Consider the following 21,443-nt stretch of genomic DNA (forward strand, 5'->3'; position numbering starts at 1 on the left):
GGGAAACAGCTTTGGCTGTTATCGGATTACCGTTACAGTTTTACATGGTGAATGCTCTGTCTTAAGAGCATTTTGCCTCTACGATACACGCTTCTATTTAAGATACATATAGCTTAAGATACATATAGCTGTTAAGATACAGGCAACTATTTGATCAGTATCAGCTTCATCGGTGCTCATACTCTCATAAAAGCACCAACTCTATCCGGTGCGTATACCCATAAGGAGTGCAGAAAAATGAGAAAACTTCTGGCTAAAATACGGAAAATCTTACGTGATCGCAGAACCCGCAGATTCCTGACGCGATTTGTTTCAGGAACTGCAGCCATAGTCGTTTTTGTAACGACCTATGCGCTGATTCTTCCCGCCATCACGATGGAAAAGGAAGCTAACTGCGGCATTGAAGCACATCAGCATGATGATTCCTGCTATACCGAGGAGCTGATTTGTGACATACCGGAGAGCGGCGGACACCACCATGACGAGAGCTGCTACAGTATAACATCCACCCTCATATGCGGGATGGATGAGCATGAGCACAGCGTGGAAAACGGCTGCTATGACGAAGACGGAAACCTCATTTGTGAGATAAAGGAACACAGGCATAATGACGAATGCTATGAGGAGACCCGGGAGCTGACATGCCGGATTCCGGAGTCGGAAGGCCACCAGCACACAGATGCGTGCTATGAGAAAGTCCTTACCTGCGGCAAAGAAGTCCATGTCCACAGTACTGCCTGCTATGAATATGATCCTGTGTCTGATTCTGCTGTGGCGGCAAGCACAAGCAGTGCTTCCGCTGCTGCTACAAGTGCCGGCAGTGTTTCGTCCGCAGGGATGACGCTGAGTTTTGTAGATGAGACCGTCAGACCAGGCGGGACTGATGAACAAGCTGCTATGGACCAGCCGGTCGATAATAATAGAACCAGCGATAACGGTGGGTTCGTTGATAATGATGGATTGGGTGAAACGGATGGACCAAGCGGATCAAGCGAGATTGGCGGATTAAGCGAAACTGACAGATCCAGTGAAACTGCTTCATCGGGTGAGGGGAACACGGAAGTCCCGATGGAAATGACATATGGTAGCGAAAACGCCGGAACAGGAAGCACAGAAGCTTCAAACGCTGCATTGACCAATGCGGACAACAGCGCAGCTGCCTTAACCAGCTCAACAGCTGCAGATCAATATATTCCTCTGTTGGAGACTGTTGATTTCAACACAGTCCTCAATGACCGCACCGGCATCTACTATCATCACGTAGCGGACGGAGAGACTGTAGAAGACAGTTCTGCCATCCCAGCAGAAGACTGGAACCGGATTCCTAATAACACTGATAATACTGACCTGATGGAGAATATGGATGACGTGGAACTCGGAGGCAATGACCTTCTCCGGGTCTATTTGAGTTACACGATTCCTGCCGGAAGCCTCAACGCGACCAACCCTGTCGCCCGCTACAGGCTTCCTTCCAACCTCCACTTGACAGATTCCCAGGTCAAAGCCATCAACGAAAATGTCAACGGCCTTGCCGGACAGTATGTTGATCTGTCCACGTTGGAAATCACAGACCCGGACATGTACAACGCTTACCTCGGGGTAGAAGCTGTAGAAGGAACCCGCAGACCGGACGAAGCTGTTGAGGATTACCTGGCAGAGCAGGCCCGAAAAGCCGGCACAGACCCGGATGATGCCGCTGAGTACATCAGCGCAGCAGCCCGTGTGGAAAACGTCTATGATGCTGACGGCATTTACGGGGAGAAGGATGCGTATCTGGGGCAGGACCTGATCTTCACTTTTGCCCCCTATAGCATTGAAAAGAACCAGCATGAATATGATTCTAAAGGCCAGCCGACAAAGGCAGGCCAGGAGATCAAAGGGTGGCTCACCCTGGACCTCAACCTGGGACAGGTGGATTTCGGTGAAGCAGAGATTACCACGTCGACGGTTGACTTGTCAGAGGCAGAAGACGTAGACGGCCTCATCGAGGATGACCTTGCTGAAGACGGCCGCACCGAGGATGATCGTAATGAGGATGAGCACACCGAAGACGGCCGTATCGAAGATGACCGTAATGAAGGTGACCACACTGAAGACAACCGCACTGAAGATGGCCGTATTGAAGATGAAGACGCATCAGAAGGTCAGACCGAAGATGAACATAATGCGAATGATAACAATGCAGAGAATTCTGGCGAGGATAACGAAAACAATGCAGCCGGAGAATCCGGAGAAGAAACTGAAAACAGGCAGAACAAAGCTGTGACCATAGAGCGTGCAGAACGTACTGCTGAAATTGTTTTCGTCGAAGAAGGGTGGGACCAGAAAGACAATAAGATTGACCAGATCAGTACAAGGGTCACAGTCGTAGAGAAAACTGTAATTCAGACTCAGGATAATGATACTGAGGAGAATGATGCAGAGGCTGCCGCAGAGAATCCTGAAGAGCCAGGTGCGGGAAATACTGAAAAGTCAGCGGAAGGGAGTACCGAAGAGTCAGTAGCAGATAAAGATGCAAATCAATCGGACAAAGGAGATACAGACCAGGTCATCATGCCTGCCATGAGTTTTACTGACTCCATCAGAGTTTCCACAGGCAAGCCTGCCGGAATTGATGAGGAGGCGGAAGGTACCCTCGGCAGTGCTGTGAGATCTCTCCCTCAGGAAGCAGAAGTCTCCGTACGTGTGGAGGCTGATGAGGGCACATTCCCGGCCGGCACGACAATGGTGCTGAAAGCAGTAGAAGACCTTGATGCTGTGGCAGAAGCTGTCACAGAAACGGTGGAAAACAGCGATCCGTCCGTATCTGCCGATGGCGCGGATCATCAGTCGGAACAGACGGAAGACAGTAAAAACAATAACGGTACAGAAGAAAAGAAAAATCTGAAGACTTACGGCTTCCAGGCGGTGGACATAACCTTCCTTGACAAGGATGGTAAAGAGATCCAGCCTGCAAAGCCTGTTCGTGTTGCAATGACCTCGGAGATTGCGGAACAGGTGAAGGAAGAAGCAAAAACCGGTGCAGTGCCTGATCCTGTCGTTGTCCACGTGGACGATGACGGAAATGCAGAGCAGATGGAACTGGTTACGCCGGAGGAAATAGAGCCGGCACAGGGAAAGAAAGAGGAAGATCTTCTGGAAGAGGACCGAACTTCAAACGGTGAACAGGAAGAAACCGGAACCATGGATGTAGCTGGTGAAGCTCCTTCCGTTGGTTTTACCGCCGACTCTTTCTCAGTCTATGCGATCGTTTATACTGTGGACTTTCACTACGAGATAAATGGCAAAACTATGGAATTCAGCATTCCCGGAGGCGGTTTTGTCTCACTTGAACATGTAGTGGAAATGCTGGGTATAGCATCAGCTAATGAGAACAGGGAAAATGGGGATGAAAATGCCGCGAACGATGCTGAAAACGGAGATGCATTCGTAGGAGAAGTGCTGGGTGCAGATGTAAATGATGAGAACGATAAGGTCTACGAAGAGGCAATTAAGCTGAACGAAGTTGAGGTCAGCGAAGCTGCGAAGAGATTTGTCGCGGATGTCCAGAGCGTAGTGTTCTCTGATCCTGAACTTGTGTGGGTTAGCAAAGTTGACAGCGATACCACGGTAGGACGGATCAAAGAGGACAGAGGGGTAGAAGTTGAATACGGTGCAGATTTGACAGAAGAGAAGATCGCGGAGATTAATGCGCAGACGGTGGAAGCCGGAGACTGGGCTTTGATTAGTGTACTTCCATTTACGAGCGAAGAGACGCTGACTGTGACCATGAAGAATGGGGATCAGTTTGTCATTAAGGTGACAGACGCGCAGATTTCCACACATGTGATAACGGCAGACGGACAGGACTATAATATCACTGTGACTTATGACGACGCAGCACAAATTCCGGAAGGCGCGGAGCTGAAGGTTACAGAGATCAATGAAAAGGATGTACATTTTGCAGATTACCTGCGACGAGCTCTTGTAGAGATCGAAGGATCAGATGCTGTTGAAACGTCTGATGAAATGGAATCCAATGCAGAATCGCTGCCGGATGTAATACCGGATGACAGTGAGAATGCCTGGACGGCGAAATCAGTATCCGCAACAGACGCTCAGACATATTCCCGTTTCTTCGATATTGAAATTCAGGCAGATGGTCAGGACGTGGAGCCTAAGACGGAAGTCTTTGTACAGATATCTCTGACGAATGTTCCGGAGACTGCCCAGAATGGTCTGAAGGTGATACATTTTGGGGAAAATGGCGATGAGCTGATGATGGTAGATGCGAGCTCAGATTCAGATAAGAATACTTCCGAGATATCCTTTGTGACCGAAGGGTTCTCTGTTTATGCCATCGCATCTCGGGGTGACGGCACAGATGTCAATATTTTCAACAAGGAATATGTATTGGTTCATAACAATGTGGCGCTCTCCCCAGAGCCAAATCCGGGCAACAATAATCATCTTCGTGGTATTTCTGTTAGCATTAGCGGAGATTTAATTTCCACCAGTGAGAACTCTCTGCCGGTGTGGAAGATTGAACGTTACTGGGATAATGCAGCAAATGACTGGCGTTACTATCTGTCAACGATGATGGATGGCTCGAAAGTCTACCTGAACCTTCAGAATCAGAGCGGTGGTTCAGCTACTGTTTCTTCTACACCACAGGCTTTGCTTCTGGATACTCAGAACAATGATCATTATGAATGCAGGTTCCGCGTGGCGGAGAGTCCCAATGCGGCATTGGATTTGGATTATAACAGTATTAATAACGGCTTTCATGCGTATGTTAACGGAAGTAATGTGTATTTCAGACTTTATGAGCTGGGCGATGAGGTTTACAACAAAGTTACAGTACATTTTGTTGACCGCGAAGGAAATCCTGTGCCCAGCGTGACGAACTACAATGGACCGTACAAAAGTCAAGTAACGGCTAAAGGCAACAACACATTTGAGATTCGATATGATTGGAAGAGCCAGGATGAAGCCATCGTTAATTTGAAAAATGATTTTGCCACATCTGGTTATACTTATGCCAGCAGTCACTTAGCCGGAACTCGTTCAGGGGAGAACGAACTGACTTACGGAGGTCTCACCATTGATGAGAAACTGCATAGCACGGGCAGTTCACTTGAGTTTTATTCCGATCGCGGCAAAAATCAAATGCCGGTCGGAGTTGCTTATCCTTATGCTAATCCTAATGAAGTAGGAAATGTAGGATATTTTCATCCGGTACAATACAATTTCAACAATGAACTAAAAACATGGAATTCCAACAATCAGGAGGTACTTTATTCCCCTGCGGGAGTAGATAAGGATGTATATGTCATATTAGATCGTAAAATTGCGGGTGCCGGATCAAGCAACAGTGGGTCTGGGAGTGGCTCTGGAAGCGGATCCGGAGACAGCGGAGACTCCCTGGAAGTGGATGCCCCTAACTTCAATAAGAAATTAGATAAAAACCCGGATGGTACGTATACCTTGTCTCTGAGTGTAACAGGACATGCAAAGAATATTGAAGAGCGTCCAAAAGCAAATATTTTGCTGGTAGTAGATACATCTTCCAGTATGACTAAACCAACTACAGGCAGCAACACTCGCCTGAGTGACACCAAGGCAGAACTTAAAATACTGGGAGGCCAGTTGCTGGACAAAAATACGCCAGGAGATCCAGACCCTAGTGTAGAGATTACTATGATCTCTTTTGACGGTGGCGTTAAGAATGAAATTACTGATGAAAATAATGAACCGATTTGGATAGATGATAAAAACACTTTTAACAGCATTGTAACATCTTCTTCTCATCTGGTTCCAACCAATGGAACGGACTGGGAGGACGGGCTCAAGCGGGCACTTGAAATTGCTAACGATAAAAAAGCTTCAGAACCGGATCAGCCGGTATTCATCGTGTTTTTCACGGATGGTGAACCTTCCCAGTATACGAACTTTCACGGTAAAGGCAGCGATGGGTACTATCATTATTACGGATATTATCTTTCCAGGGAGGCGTCTAAGGATGAATTGCGTACTATCGTTCAGGCGGGGCATCGTCTTTACGGTGTGTATGCTTTCAATAGTTATACTCCATCTACCAATTATGAACATCCGACTAATCCATATAACGCTGAGACAGGTGATCAACTTCTTCATCACGCAATTCAATATGGTTATGACACAACGGCGAATTTAGAAGGTTCCTATTATCATTATGCTTCAAATAGGACAGACTTAAATAATACCTTTACATCCATCCTTCGGTCTATCAATGAAATTGTCGGCTTTGATGACCTGGTGCTGAATGATAGCATTACTTCGCTTACCAGCGTGGGTGCCACTATAGAAGACAGCAATACTTATGGGTTCAAATATACCCGTTCCGGAGGCAAGTATGGTGATGGGGAAACCTGGACTGACGCGCCGCAGGTGACTTTCACGGAAGCGCAGGGTGATGAGCTTGCCAAGGTGTCCTGGGATTTGTCTAATATCGGATATCTGGAAGATGGCGTGACCTATACGGTTAGTTTTACCGTGTGGCCCACTCAGGAAGCTTATGACTATGTCACGAAGTTGAACAACGGGTTTATTGAAATAGATGATATTCCGGAAGAAGCAAGATCCTGTTTCCTTTACAATGAATCTACCGGGAAATATGAGGTACAGACCAATCCCGTGAGCGGTCCTGATGGTGAAGGGAATGTGACCAACGAGATCGACTATAAAAAGGATCAATCATATACTGTCAACGAGGATGAGATACCTGCAGACGCTTCAAGAGATCCCGAAAATCCGGATATTGTAACTTTTCAGGAGGGCGACTGGCCTCAGGTCACGACGGAAACCTGGTATGAATATATCGAAGAGGATGATACATGGATAAAGCATGTGACAACTGAAGTGGTGACAGCTTTCGGTCCGCCTGACAAGAATATGGAGTTGGAGGACAGCGCTTTTAAAATCCAAAAGAAGTGGGAAGTCAGCAGAGAAGAAGAAATGATCCACTTCCTTTATGATGCGACAACGGGCTTGCCCAATGAAGATCACAAGTATTTAAGGTTTGACGTACAAAATGTGGACGTCCCTGTTGCTCCTGTGATTTTTTCAGGGGTTGACATGGGTTACGACGAGCAGCTGGGTGATTATAGATGGGCGGATACTACGCATACTGTTTACGTGCATGAAATTCCTCATCAGTTAGGCAAGATCTGGGAGAAGGATCTGGACATTTCCTATGGACTGATGATCAGCCCTGAGTATGCTGCTGAACGCAACTTGTATCTGGGGGATCCCAGGTTTATCCCGATTTATGCCAGTGAAGTTGCCAGACAAACCGGTACTGTAAGCTACTATGTGCTGGAGAAGGGGCATGATTACAAGATCGCTGAACCGGCTCTGGATTATCGTTTTGAATTCCGGACAGAGGTTTACCACCCCATGCTGGTGAACGGCACGCCTTCAAATGTCAAGATTACGTACAACGGAAATACGTACGGTATCCTTGAGGAATCGGAGAGCGAGTCTATACTGATGGGTAGGAACGTGCTCCGCGGCGAACTAAAGATGCGCAAGGTCGTAATTGGCCCGGATGGTGTGCCTTTTACAAACAACCAAACTGTGTTTGATTTCAAGGTTACCCTGACCAATAATGATGATCCGGGTCCATTCTATGATGATCCTGATAACCCTGATGAGCATAACATCCCCTGGTACGGTGTTAAGCTAAATGGTGTAGGAGATTATTTGTACTATCATAAGACAGAACCGAACCCGGATGGAAGTATCGAATACACCGATGAACTGAATGCATGTGTTAACGGCAACTACAACAACGGATTGCGTGAAGGATATGAGGGCAATAAGATGGAGCCGGACAGCGAAACGCCCCAAAATATTGTTACCGCAGACATCAAGATTAAAGCGACAGACGAGTGGAACATTACCAACATCCCAAGCGGGACAGCGTATAAGATTGAAGAAACCACGACAGATGGATATGTATTTGTAAAGGCCGAGGAGAAAGGTAATACCGGTAATCTGGTCCAGGCATCATCGAATCCTGTAATTGAAGGTAATATCCCTATTAATGCCGCTACCGAAGTTATTTTTACCAACACTATTAACACGGCCGTTAAAGTGCAAAAGGTGTGGGCTGATGACGGATATGAGGGAGTCGATCACACAGGACAAACGATAAAGTACAAAATCTACAGAATCCCGTATCGGATGATTAACGACCCCGAAAATCCTGAGGGAGAAAAGATAAGGGTAAATTATCCTGTGGAAGAACTGGTCAAGACATCAGGTGAACAAGGAGTCGGCAAGGTCTACGTGAAGTCTATGACGGGTTATACCGGACAGCTCAAGTACAATGCTGACGAGGAAAAGTGTTGGAAGGAAACAGTTACAAAGCTTCCTAAGGCAGGCCAATATACAGATGGCGATGACACAGTCTACGTATGCTACGACTATTATGTCTTGGAAGACGAAGAGGTTCCGGGATATAAAACTTCAATTGATGGCGGCGAGATAACCGAGGGAGAAAACCAGGGCACATTTTCTTATATAATTACAAATGAGCCAATGGGTCCCACGGATCAGGAAACATCGATAGATGTCAGAAAGGAGTGGAAGAATGCAGATGGTGAGCCTGATGAGGATCCACACAAGACGGATTCCATCGTGATGACCGTTACCCAATACAAGTACGAAGCGAAGGTGCTTATAGGAACAGGAGAACAAGCCCAGCAAAAGATGCTGTATCCGATAACGATTAACCTGAATGACAAAAATGGTGATAATAACAATCCTCGTGTAAATCACACATATGTTGTATATGTGCCGGAAGGTGCTTCTTTTACCATGGAACCGCATTGGGTTGAGAACGGAGATAATGTGAATAATCATACGGTGTATGTATATGGTAACGATGTTACAGCGATTCCTCGTAACCAGTCACCGGCGACCATTATCTATGAACAGTATCCTGCTCGAACGTATTATTATCCCGGTGCCAAATTTACAATAGAAAATGTCGACTCTGCGAAAGAAGTCACACTTGTGCTTCACGCCGGAGATGATAAGTGGATGGATTTGTACGATATGTACCATTTGTCCGAGGAAGAGGTGCCTACTTACACAAACAAACATCAATGGACCTGCGAAATGACGAGTCCCTATGAAATTATTTGGGATTTGAATGAGATGCTTGATAACGTGCTTGAAGGCGCTGCTGGCCCTGCGAATATAGAGCCTGTTCTGGTAAACACCAGTTATCCTAACTACACGATGAAGCTTACCAATAATGAAACCGGTTTACCTACGGTTATCACTAAAGGTGAAAATGCGCCGGGTCATGGAGAAGGCTCTGAAGATGAAAAATGGGAAGGCAGTATAACACATCTTCCATGTTATGAATACAAGGCACCGACAGGAGAAACAGCAGGCGCCTCATACATATACACATATGAGGTGGCAGAGAATGCGGTTGGTTCGGACAATGTTGACACCACCAATAAACCTGTTGAACCAGCTGATTATTGGAATGGCCAGACTAAGTCCTATCTCGTAAAATGGGAACAGAATACTAACGAGGAAGACGATGAGTATGAGTTGTGGACCATCATAAATCAGAGGAAGCCGGATATTTCCATTCACAAGGTAGACAAGGATGACCTGGAAACGGATGATCCGGATCTGTTGGCAGGGGCCAAATTTAAGCTGATCAAATACTCTTCACTGACGCCAAAGAGTATCGACAGTTATTGGGGAACAAATGGCATATCTGAAGTGGTTTCAGATAATACTGAGAATCCGGGCATCTTTACTTTCCGGGATTTGAATGCCGGGTATTATGAAATTGTAGAGACTAAATATCCGGACGGCTATATTCAGACAACTGAGAGTCCGATTTTCCAGGTGCAGTATGAAATTGTTACAGAACCCGATACTGTAATTGATCCTGAAACTAATGAAGAAACCAATATTGAGAAGATCGTCTCTGTTAAGCCGAATATCTTTCTTGTTCACGTAGTAAATATCGCGAGTGAAGATCCTTATGAGTCTGAGGAGCGTGTAGTTGAACCAATTATCGGAAATAAGACTGACATGGTGAGATTTGATGTTGATAACAAAGACTTCATTATCGGCAATACCCCAGGCGCGGCCCTTCCGAGCACAGGCGGTCCCGGAACCAATCTGCTTTACCTCCTCGGAATCATGCTCACAGGCTTTGCAGGCACGAGATTAGTGATGAAGAAGAGAAGAAGAGATGCGGCATAATATCGACGACCCCGGAACAAGGCTCTTTACGATTCTTGGATCGATCCTGATCGCAGGAGCAGGCTTGTTGCTGCGGAGGAGACGAAGAACACTTTAACATGATTTATGGAGAGGCCAGTTCACTTCGGTGGACTGGCCTTTTATCTGAACATCGCACTTTAGCGCGGAGATTCGTTAAAGCGCACAGATGCGGGCGCTATTGCGGCACTTCTTTCCAAAAGGGATGATTCAGCAGAATATTCGATGAACAACAGAAACTCTATCCCGGAGACAATGCAAAGATCGTTCAGGAAATAATCAGAATCTGCTATGGATTTACAATGAAAACTGGTCCTTCCGCATGTCTTAGTGATTTGCTGCGTTTATCCGGATATCTCCGTAAAAAGTGCAAGCTGATGCGGAAGACCCAATATTCCTTGAACAATCAACATGTGTCTACGCGTTTTCAATGCGACATGTGTGATGCTTAAAATCAGGTTTTTTACTGGACACGTCTTTGTTGTAATCAACAGCAACCAGCAGGATATTTCCTTTGTAATGTTCCAGTCTGTCAGGATATCTCTGTTTTCTGATCTGAGAGATGGCTGTCTCTGCTGACTGATCATATTTCAGCTCAATGAGCAGTACTGGGAGTTCAGGGTACAGGGGAGCAGGAAGATAGACAATATCCGCATATCCTTTTCCACTGTCCAGTTCCAGAATCGTAGTGTAGTATTTCTGCGCTGCATAATATCCAAGTTGAATCGCATAACTGAGGGCCGCTTCATCATGATAAGTTTTATTGCCGGCGTTATTGTGCGCTTCTTCCAATAATTCTGCAACTCTGGCTTCATTCTTATCCCAGGTTGCGCGGAGCAGCTCCTGGGATTTTTCGTAAGCGCGGAAAGCACCTTCCCATTCTTTGGTTTTCGTGGAAGTTCTGAACTCACCCAGGATTTCCCTGTTTGGGATGAAAACTTCGCTCCTCTCGTCATTAAACCCCAGATATCCCAGATGGATCAGGAGTGAGAGCACATCATCTCTTCCGTGAAATGTTGTCATATCGTTCTGATAGGTAGATGTATCTACTTTGAGTCTTCCGCCATCCATTAAAAGCGTGACAGCGTCTTGAAGCCCGTCAAAATCCTTACAAATGTACTCCACTAATGCCTCATATGTTTCCGTTTCATTCCAGTAATCTCTAATCACCCCTGTAGTCATTGCTTCTACGACGGAAAGCGGACTGTACAGCTCGTAGCGGGCTGCTTTCGGGGCTATTCCGGTTGCTTTTTGTTCTTCGTGATCCGGATCCGGAGGCACTACATCGCTGACAGCATAGCCATCGTACCAGTTTTTGACAGCTTCATAGTCCCGCCCATAACGATTACAAAGAGAGAACACTTCTTCTTCTGTGAATCCTGTATATTTAGCTGCCTGGCGGGGAAACATCATGGAATATTCCGTAAACATATTCAGGGCGGAGTGCCTGCCGTATTTCTTGATGGGGAGAATTCCGGTCATATAGGCGAGCGCAATGTAGGGCTTGTCTTTCATCCAGTCCCTCAGGAAATCAAGATACTCCGTCTGCCCGGCTCTGTCTTCTTTTTGAATGCGGAAGACGGCGTCCCACTCGTCAATTAAAATCACAAACTGGATATCGGATTTTCTGTAAAATCTGTCCATGCTGTAGATCAGATCGTTCGGATCATAACGCACACCGGGATACATCTCTTCCAGTTCTTCCAGGATTCTGGAGGTCATCGTCCGGATACCATCAGCAATTTTCCGGCCCTGTTTGAAAAAATCAGTCATGACAAGTCTGATCACATCAAACTTCCCCAGATAAGCGTCCCAGGGAATTTCATTTTCACCATTCTTAACAGGCGCAGAAGCGGCCAGTTTTCTCTTCTCGAATACTTTCCTGCTGTCAGCCCCGCGGTCATAATAAGCGCAGAGCATGTCTACAGCCATGGATTTTCCAAAGCGGCGGGGGCGAGACACGATGGCATACCTCTGCTGCGTGTTGACCAAAGTGTTCAGAAAGGCGATCATCTCGGTCTTGTCTACAAAAATTTCGGAATTGACCGACATTTGAAAATTATTCCTGCCGGGATTCACATAGGTTCCCATCCCCAACCTCCTGTGCTGTTGAAGCATTCTGTGACTTTTCTTTTTCGTTAACGAATATATTTTAACAGTCATGGCTTGACGACGCAATTAATATACTTTCCAGATACCTGAAAAAGAGCAATGTGTATTTCCACATCAGGGGTGGGTCAGTTTTCCCTGACAATCAACACGCCCTCCCGAACACCGGCGGTCCGGGAACAAGGCTCTTTACGATCCTTGGATCGATTCTGATCGCGGGAACAGGTCTGCTGCTGTGGAGGAGATGGAAATTTGTATAATGGAAAGGTATTATGACACAGGGGATTTTGGGAATGCGGATCGTGGACTGTCCTGAGTATTTTGAAAGATCAGGCTCAGGTATGGGGTGATATAATTTTCATCATTATAAATGGTGTCATATTTTTATCAATTTGAGCAGTATGCGGCATGATTACCCGCTGAAATGACTGAAAATAGTTTTTTTGGGGTTTTTTTGGCTTTTTTTGACGGGTTTTGTGACGCAAGAGACTGTACAATTAGTTGAGAATTAGGTTATACTTAGCCATAGTATAACCTTTTTTTATGCTTGGTAAGGTTGATGTCGGGTAGCAGTCATGGTATAACAATATAAGTAAATTGAAACGCTCCGGCATCTACGATCCGACAGCAGGCTTTATTTCTTAACAGAAAGCAGGAAAGCCAAATGAAAAAACTCATCGCTAGAATTCAAAAAATTTTGCATGACCGCAGAACCAGACAATTCCTCACCCGGTTTGTCAGTGTAACTGCGGCTATTGTCGTGTTTGTGACGACATATGTTCTGGTTTTGCCTGCCATCACAATGGAGAGGGAAGCCCATTGTGGTATCCAGGCGCACCAGCATGACGACAGTTGCTATGAGGAAGTACTTGTCTGCGGCCTGGAGGAATCTGAGGACCACCAGCACACGGCTGATTGTTATGAGAAAAAACTGGTCTGTGGTATGGAAGCACATACGCACTCTCCTGCGTGTTATAGTGATGAGGTTTCTGCAAATGATAAAGAAAACGCAGCCGTGGCAGCTACGCATTCCCTGGCCGGCGCGGTCAGCGAAACCGAAGGAAATGACAACAGCTTCGATGCCTATGCAGGTGATTTTGAAGGGACTGATGCCGCGGTAAATAAGAGCATTCAGGAAGCTGATGACGAAGCCGATAACTATGAAGAGAATGCAGCCGGTGCTTCCTTCGACGAAATGAGCACCGATGCCCCGACAGATTCCCCGGATAAAACAGACAATAGAACATCTGCGGGAGAGACAGTATCAGATACCATTTCAGAAGAGAAGGATTCTGAAATATCTGCAGGAGAGGCAGCATCTGATACAATTTCAGAAGAAAAAGATTCTGAAATATTAGCGGAAGAGAAAGACTCTGAAATATTTGCGGGAGAGACAACATCCGGAGCAGTTTCTGAAGCGAATTTCGCTGAAATAGACCAGGCAGACACTGCCCGTACGGAAGAGGTCTCAGGTGAAAACATCAATGCAGATCCATATGTTCCTGCCCTGGAGCCGGTAGACTTTAATACTGTGCTGACTTCTTCAACCGGGATCTATTATTACCACAAGGATACACACAAGGATACAGAAGCAGACGCTGAAACAGACGCTGATACGGACGATAAAACAACACCTGTGACCTCTGCAGAGATCACTGATTGGAAACCCGTTGAAGAAGATACCATTCTGGCCCCGGAAGACCTGATCCGGGTGTATCTGCGTTACTCTGTCCCGGCTGGACAGCTGAACAGCACGAACACCCTTGCCCGATACAGGCTCCCCGAAAACCTCGTCCTTTCAGAAGAACAGGTAACAGCGATCAACAAAGCTGAAAACGGGATTTCGGCACAGTATATGGATTACGACACCCTTGAGGTGAAGGATCCTGTTGCACACGAGGAATCCCTCGGCGTTGAAGCCATTGAGGGGACCCGCACCCCTGACCAGGACGTGGACGAGTACCTCGCCGGCATTGCCGGCCCTGAAGGCGATGCCCGGGAATATATCTCCGCAACCGTAAAAGTTGAAAATGTTTATGCTGAAAACAGCTATGCTAATGAAGAAAACTACGAAAAAGAAACAGCTGCTTATGAAAATGAGGGCCACGCAGATAACGGAGAAAGTGGATCTGACAGCGCATGGCTCGGCCAGGACCTGATCTTTACCTTCACCCCTTATACAGTTGAAAAGAACCGGCATGAGTATGACTCTTCTGGTCAACCGACCAAAGCAGGACAGGAAGTCGATGGATGGCTCGCCCTGGATTTCAATATGAGCCAGGTTAAATGGGTTGAAACAGACAGAGATGCTCAGACTGTGGAGCAGGTGACCGATACTGAGCCTGAGGATGATATTGAAAGCAATGAACACAACAGCGGCGAAACTGCTGATCATTCCGACCTGGGGACAAAGGATGAGGTTCCTTCCGATAAAGAAGAGGAAAACCCCAACTCCGGGAAACAGGACACTCTGGATCCTTCAAAAACCGTAAAAACGATTACGACAACAACAGTCAGGAAAGAAGCGGAGATTGTTTTTGTAGAGGAAATTAAAAAAGACAGAGATAGTAACATCGAATCCCGTGATGAAATCAGCACAAAACTGACACTTGTTGAGACAAGTGCTGAGGAAACGGAAGCACATGCAGATGGAGCAGCCGTGGATGAAGAAACGACGGCACGTTCAAAGACACAGAATGCGGATGATTCCAAAAAACAGGGGGGAGATAAAGAAAAAGAAGAAAAAGATAAAGAGAATGATCAAGAAGAAGCAGAAAAAGAATCTGAAAAAGAAGTGAACAAGCTTACTGTCACTATGCCGGCAGCCACCTTTGAGGATTCCATTGTTGTCCGGAGCGGAAGCTTAATCTCCGACACGACAGCGACGGAACCGGAAGAAACAGAGATCAAAGTCCATGTAGAGGCTGACAAAGACACCTTCCCGGAAGGTGTGAAAATGGTGCTCAAAACCGTATCTGAAGAAGATCTGGAAGCGGTCGCATCAGCAGTTGAAGATGCTGTATCTAACGATGACACTGTCAGCAATAAGACCAGGGGATTCCATGCTCTGGATATCAGCTTTGTCAATAAGGACGGCAGAGAGATCGAGCCGTTAAAACCGATCAGAGTAAGCATGAGCAGCGAGGCCATCAGAGCCGCAGTCGAAGATCAGACGACGGCTCCGGTTGTGGTACACGTGAAAGACGATAATTCAGATACTGATACAGAAACTGCTGATCCAGACAAAACAGAAAATAGAGAAACTCCTGAGATTTCTGAAAACCAGGATCAGGACACTTTCGGGAACCGGGAAGAGAATAAAGGCACAGTTACAGAAGCAACTGTTATCGTAACAGAACCTGTGAAACAGAATGCTGCGGAACAAAATGCCGCGGAATCTGAGGAAGAGAACTCTACTGACACCATCACATTTACATCGGATTCCTTCTCTGTTTATGCAATAGTCTACACCGTCGACTTCCACTTCGAAGTAAATGGAAGGGTGTTTGAATTCAGCATTCACGGTGGTGAAACCGTGAGCCTGAAGACCGTTCTTTCCGCGCTGAACATAGTACCCGGAGAGGAAGGGGAGGAAAAGTATTCCGGATCGGAACAGAATTTCACGAATGCAGACGTTGATTCTGCGCCTGGTGACAATGATGCTCAGGAGACTTCTGAGGAACCTGCAGAGGACAACAGCGACTCCCCTGCTGACGGAGATGATAAAACAGCTGCGCCCCTATATGAGGATGCAGAGGAATTTATTTCAAATATCAAATCGGTGACATTCACCGATGAAGACCTGCTGAGGGCAGCACAGATTACCGGGAAAACAACTGCCGCAGCGTTGAAAAAAGCGCTGGGGCTGGTTGTCGAGCCGTCCGCTGAGATCACAGAGGAAAAACTTGCCGAGTATGACGCGCGTGAGTTAACTGCGCCGGACTGGGCTCTGATCAGCTTGAAGCCGTTTGATACTGAGGAAGAGTTGACTATCACCATGAAGAATGGGGATCAGTTCCTGATCAAGGTGACGGATTTGAATGAAAATCCTTTTGGGTTAAACGGGAAATCATTCAAGATAGTAAATAATTCAACTGCCATGAGGAATAATGTGGCTGGAACATATGGTGCCGGACAGGTTTTTGATCAAACCAACACTCTCAGCTCAGGTGAAACATGGACATTTGAATACACTGGCACTGATACCAAATTCCTGTTAAAAGACCATCAAGGGAGTTATTTGGTGATGATACCGAGTGCTGATCCGGCAAATGGGCTTGTAAAAGGTCTTCAATTGACTGCAGACAGAACGCTTGCTGAGATGTATCCGATAGTTGTCCAGGAGGTGATTGACAGAAACGGAACTCGCGGATATGCGCTTTTAGACTCGACATCAACACATGGGCTGATGCATAACAATAATAGTTATTATCTGGCAGAAGAAAACTTTTCGGGAAACAATACTAAACCAGAATACTGCATGCAGCTTCGGAATCCATCCAATACCGGCAAGCCCGGCACGATAGGCACGGCGGATACCAGGTCAGAAGGAATTACCATCAATCTGTTTGATTATAAATCCATTGTCACTAAGTCCTATCAGAATCCGAACTACCCGTGGAATTGGATTTCCTATGAAACTGATGAGCTGGACGAAGCGGCCAATGCAGTGCCAAATGCATATAATACAGGAATCAATAAAGGTCATGATTTAAAGTTTACATCTCATGGTACAGCCCCGGATTCTTCCAGTAATGTGTCTATAAATAACTGGGCTGATCCTTCCATGAACAATAGTAAATATGTATCTATACAGGGTGTCGTACAGTCTGAGCTTGAGAACGGCTTTCCGAAGCTGGCTACCGGCAGTAAGGAAAATCTGGGATATCTATTCAATACGACAGCGATTGAAAATGCAAAAGATGTTTACGCTGACGTTAACCATCTTTTTATCAAGGACGAAAGAGGATATTATCGTTACAACAGCGACCAGAACTATGCCTTCTATAATTCTACGGAAGGTGGAGGTGACTTTACAGTCTACGCCGGAACATTCAACGAAGAAGGTGGAGATGGTCATCTGAACGAAGCAATCGGTTTTTTCCCGTTCAATGACTATGATGCCAGTCATACCTGTATACACGGCGATGGAAATGATTTTTATTATTATAATGGTCACAATTCATCGCAGACCCCCGGCTGGTACAACCACCAGTTTGGCATGACGCTGGAAGCAAATTTCGTCATGACACCGGACGGCAAGTATCTTGGCGATGATATTGTGTTCAACTTCTCTGGCGACGATGACCTGTGGGTGTTTGTGGACGGTGTGCTGGTGCTGGATATCGGCGGCATACATAATCCCGTTGCTGGCAGCATCAATTTCAACTCAGGCAAGGTTACTGTGAGGGATGATGTTAACGGCGGGACACCTTCTCAGATGGTCGTAAATGGTGGAGTGGCGGGTCCCGGGTCGATAGAGGAAGCTTTTGAGCGTGTTACTGGTAAGGAGTGGGATGACAGTCCTTATACTCGTCACAAACTGCAGGTGTTCTATATGGAGCGCGGTGGCATGTATTCCAACCTGTCCATCAACTTCAACCTGCCCGTCTACAAGACGGTTACCGTCCAGAAAGAACTGGACGGTCTCACCGAGGCACAGCTGGAGACCTACAATGATGAATACTTTTACTATCAGGTGAATATCGACGGTCAGCCGTACACCGGCCCGTACGGCGTACTTACGCGACCGGCAACACCAGAAGAACTAGCAAAATGGGAATGGGATACAGAAGATCGTACCAGCGGCCATTGGACCGATGGCGGTACTCATACAGAAACTATCAATAAAAACAACGAATTGGTCAAATGGCACATCTATGTAAAAGACGGCCTCGTGCGCGTAAAGCCCGGCTGGTACTTCACGATTGAAGAATTGCCCCAGAATGCCACTTTCTCTGTGGTGGAGCTATACGGATATGATTCCAGTTATGCAGGTAAATTCCATGACGGACAGGTTGATACTCCACAGACTGCCAATCTGATGGATCCTTTCCTGACCCCCTGGGCGGATTACAGATATAAAACTGACCCCCTTAATCCCTTGATCGAGGAAGATCTACCTTTGCATGAAGTGACTGTAGACGGCCGCAAGGCCTGGAGCAGCCCTAATAACCCTGAGAAGCCGATACGATATTCCGATTGGGTCTTGTTCCACAATCATCTGTCCACAGCGCTTCAGGTTGAAAAGGTGTGGTATGATCGCGAAGGGCATGTAGTCACCCACACAACGGATCCGATCAATTACAAGATCCACCGGATTCCTTACCAGATAGTCGATGATGATGACCCTGAAAATGAGACGGGGAAGAAACGGATCGATTACCCTGTGCAGGAAGTTGTAGATTCGCCTGAAAAGGTAGTAGGAGCAGGTCAAGTCTACGTACAGTCTATGCAGGGCTATACCGGAACGCTTGCCTACGACGGAGAGAATCCTGAGAATTATTGGAAAGAAAAAGTAACAGGACTTCCAAGAGTTGGCATGTATACGCCAGCCGGTCAGACAGACCCGATTAAAGTGCTTTTTGAGTACTACGTCACGGAAGAAACTCATGTTAATGGGTATAAGCATTTTATCGAAGGCGGCGAGATAACAGATACCGATGATCCAAATTACGGTGAGTATTCGTATGAAATCAAAAACGAACCGCTGAATCCGACGGATCAGCAGACGCAGCTCGATATTGAAAAAATATGGGAGGACGATGATGATGACCTTCACAAAAACGACACCATTGTCTTTACGGTTACGCAAAAGAAATACCTTGCCGAGGCTAATTTGAACGGGACAAAGCGTAAGCTGTACCCGATCACCATTAACCTGGTCGACGAAGGCGGTCATGCCGGAAATCCTCGTGAAACAGATACGAGAGTCGTGTATGTTCCCGAGGGCGCATCATTTACTCTGACGCCCTACTATAATGATTCAGGAAATGAAAATGAACATGTGGTGAGTGTGGGCGGCAATGGGGTTATTGCCGGTACTACTACCGGCGCTTCACCCAGAACCAGAACAATTGTCACCAGCAATGGAGCTCCAAGCACCACATATTATTATCCTAATAATCATATTTCGGGGTATCCCGGCAATTCTCAGCTAACGTTTACATTTAATAATGTCAACGAGGCCAGGGAAATTACGCTGTGGCTTTATGCTGGAAATGATGAGTGGGTCAAGCTTTATGACGTTGACCATCCGACAGTTAATTATCTCGATAAAACCATTCCGGGCGGTCAATCGGAATATCATCACTGGACGTGCGAACTGTCCAGTAATGGACGGATTATCTGGGATATTGAAGAGGTTTTGGATAACATTGTCCCGGGCCACAATCCGAATATTGATCCGAATAACCTGTCAGAGCCTGTGTTGACCACTTCGTACGAGTACACGATGAATCTCACCAACAGCAGCGAGAACGGATTGCCGACGCTTTTCACCAATGGTGTCACAGGTGGTGTTGTTGCACTGGGATATGCTGAGGGTGCCGATGACCAAACATGGAAAGGCAGCATTACGGAACTTCCACGTTACGAATATAAAGGAACTCAGAATTTACCTTACATCTATACATATGAGGTGACAGAGGCGCGTATTGGCTCGGAGACTGTGATCGTTTCGCCGGTCTATGATACGGAGACTCCTCCGGGATTGTACAATGGCCAGACTTCGCAATATCTTGTGAAGTGGAAAGAACAGTCTGAAGGAAACTGGAAGTTCACGAACAAGGCAAAAGAAACAACAGAGGTGAATGCGTCTAAGAAATGGGTGGATTCGGACGGGAATCCAATGACGCCGCCCGAAAGCGCAACCGTGACCTTTGAGCTGTTGGCGGACGGAGAATCCACAGGAAAAACCATCATACTGAACGGCACGACAGTTACGGAACAGATTGCCCAACTCGAGGCAATTACAGATATGACGGAAGAACAGGCTGCAGAATTAGCATCTCTGAAGGCTTTGGCGTTTGGGGAGCTGACAACAGCCTGGAAAGCCGAGTGGAAGAATCTGCCCAAATATAAATATGAGGTAATAGAAGAAATACCGGGAACGGCTCCAACCGTGACTCCGAACCAAATTATTGCTTATACCGTGAAAGAAACGGTGGAGTATTCTGGTTATCAGAATATGAATCCGGACGGCGTCGGAAATAATGGCGAAATAACTAATAAACAACTCAAATTCAGCCTGAAGATCTTAAAGGTTGATGCAAACAGCAGAGAAAAAGCTCTGTCAGGAGCCACATTCCAGCTGATGCGAAGGCTTCCCGGGGAAAGCATCTTTACAAAATTTGAGAACGACAGCTTCGAAGTAGAGGATAATAATAAGAGAACGGGGCCGTTTACAGTGTCATCACCGCAGGGCATCACCCTTGATGGGCTTGTTCCGGGCGAATACCGGATAGAGGAAAAGGTGGCTCCGGATGGTTATAATATTATTTTACAGCCATTTACCTTTACGCTTGTCACAGATGGAACAGTAACGACTTCGGATTCAGATAATTCACTGGTGGTGCTGTTCCAGAAGAATGGTGACGATCCGTCAGGATTGCAGATTGGAAACACTCCCGGTTCTGCGCTTCCGCATACTGGCGGTCCGGGTACCAAACTTTTCATCTTCCTCGGAATAATGCTTACAGTATTTGCCGGAGCTGGCCTGATCATACGGAAAACAAACTGATTTTTTGCAGAACAGTGTCAGGTATCGACAGCAATAGTAAGCGATAGTAATAAAGATAAAGATACAGATAAAGATACAGATAAAGATAAAGATAAAGCCCTGTGGAGATCATCCTGCTTCACAGGGCTTTATCTTGAGTTTTGCCGCTTTTGCGGATTAACGCGATAAAGCGCATTTAGAGCGTTTGAATAAACAAAAAATGATTCCGTCCATATCGGGTACTGATTTGCCATGAATACAAAGAGAAATTTTGTTTAAAATTTCACACAATTATGCTTTTTCCTCAGCTTGTGACGCTTTCTTATATTGTTCAATT

The 21,443-nt window shown here is 46.3% G+C and carries 4 protein-coding genes; 2 read left to right on the top strand and 2 right to left on the bottom strand.

All coding sequences use genetic code 11. From position 1 onward, the window contains the following. Nucleotides 1-312: 312 nt before the first annotated feature. Nucleotides 313-729, bottom strand: a complete 417-nt coding sequence (locus BLT02_RS17035) for a hypothetical protein (protein ID WP_175453631.1) — start codon at nt 727-729, stop codon at nt 313-315. Nucleotides 730-756: 27 nt separating this feature from the next. Here BLT02_RS17035 and BLT02_RS01185 point away from each other — a divergent pair, with 27 nt between their 5' ends. Beyond that, complete coding sequence (locus BLT02_RS01185) at nt 757-10,260, top strand: DUF7604 domain-containing protein (protein ID WP_175453632.1); 9,504 nt, start codon at nt 757-759, stop codon at nt 10,258-10,260. Nucleotides 10,261-10,695: 435 nt separating this feature from the next. Here the strand turns inward: BLT02_RS01185 and BLT02_RS01195 are convergent, their stop codons facing one another. After that, nucleotides 10,696-12,369: an AAA family ATPase gene (locus BLT02_RS01195; RefSeq protein WP_175453633.1), complete on the bottom strand. Its 1,674-nt coding sequence runs from the start codon at nt 12,367-12,369 to the stop codon at nt 10,696-10,698. A gap of 682 nt (nt 12,370-13,051) precedes the next feature. On the opposite strand from BLT02_RS01195, the gene BLT02_RS01205 reads away from it, so the two are divergent. Continuing rightward, nucleotides 13,052-21,127, top strand: a complete 8,076-nt coding sequence (locus BLT02_RS01205; protein WP_092991042.1) for a SpaA isopeptide-forming pilin-related protein — start codon at nt 13,052-13,054, stop codon at nt 21,125-21,127. Nucleotides 21,128-21,443 lie beyond the last annotated feature (316 nt).

The organism is Sarcina sp. DSM 11001, assembly GCF_900101015.1.
In the GTDB taxonomy this organism is placed as follows: Bacteria; Bacillota; Clostridia; order Lachnospirales; family Lachnospiraceae; genus CAG-791.

Bases quoted from the DNA above. Each gene is read 5' to 3' on its own strand.
- BLT02_RS01195 (WP_175453633.1), bottom strand. From the start codon at position 12,369: ATGGGAACCTATGTGAATCCCGGCAGGAATAATTTTCAAATGTCGGTC.
- BLT02_RS01205 (WP_092991042.1), top strand. From the start codon at position 13,052: ATGAAAAAACTCATCGCTAGAATTCAAAAAATTTTGCATGACCGCAGA.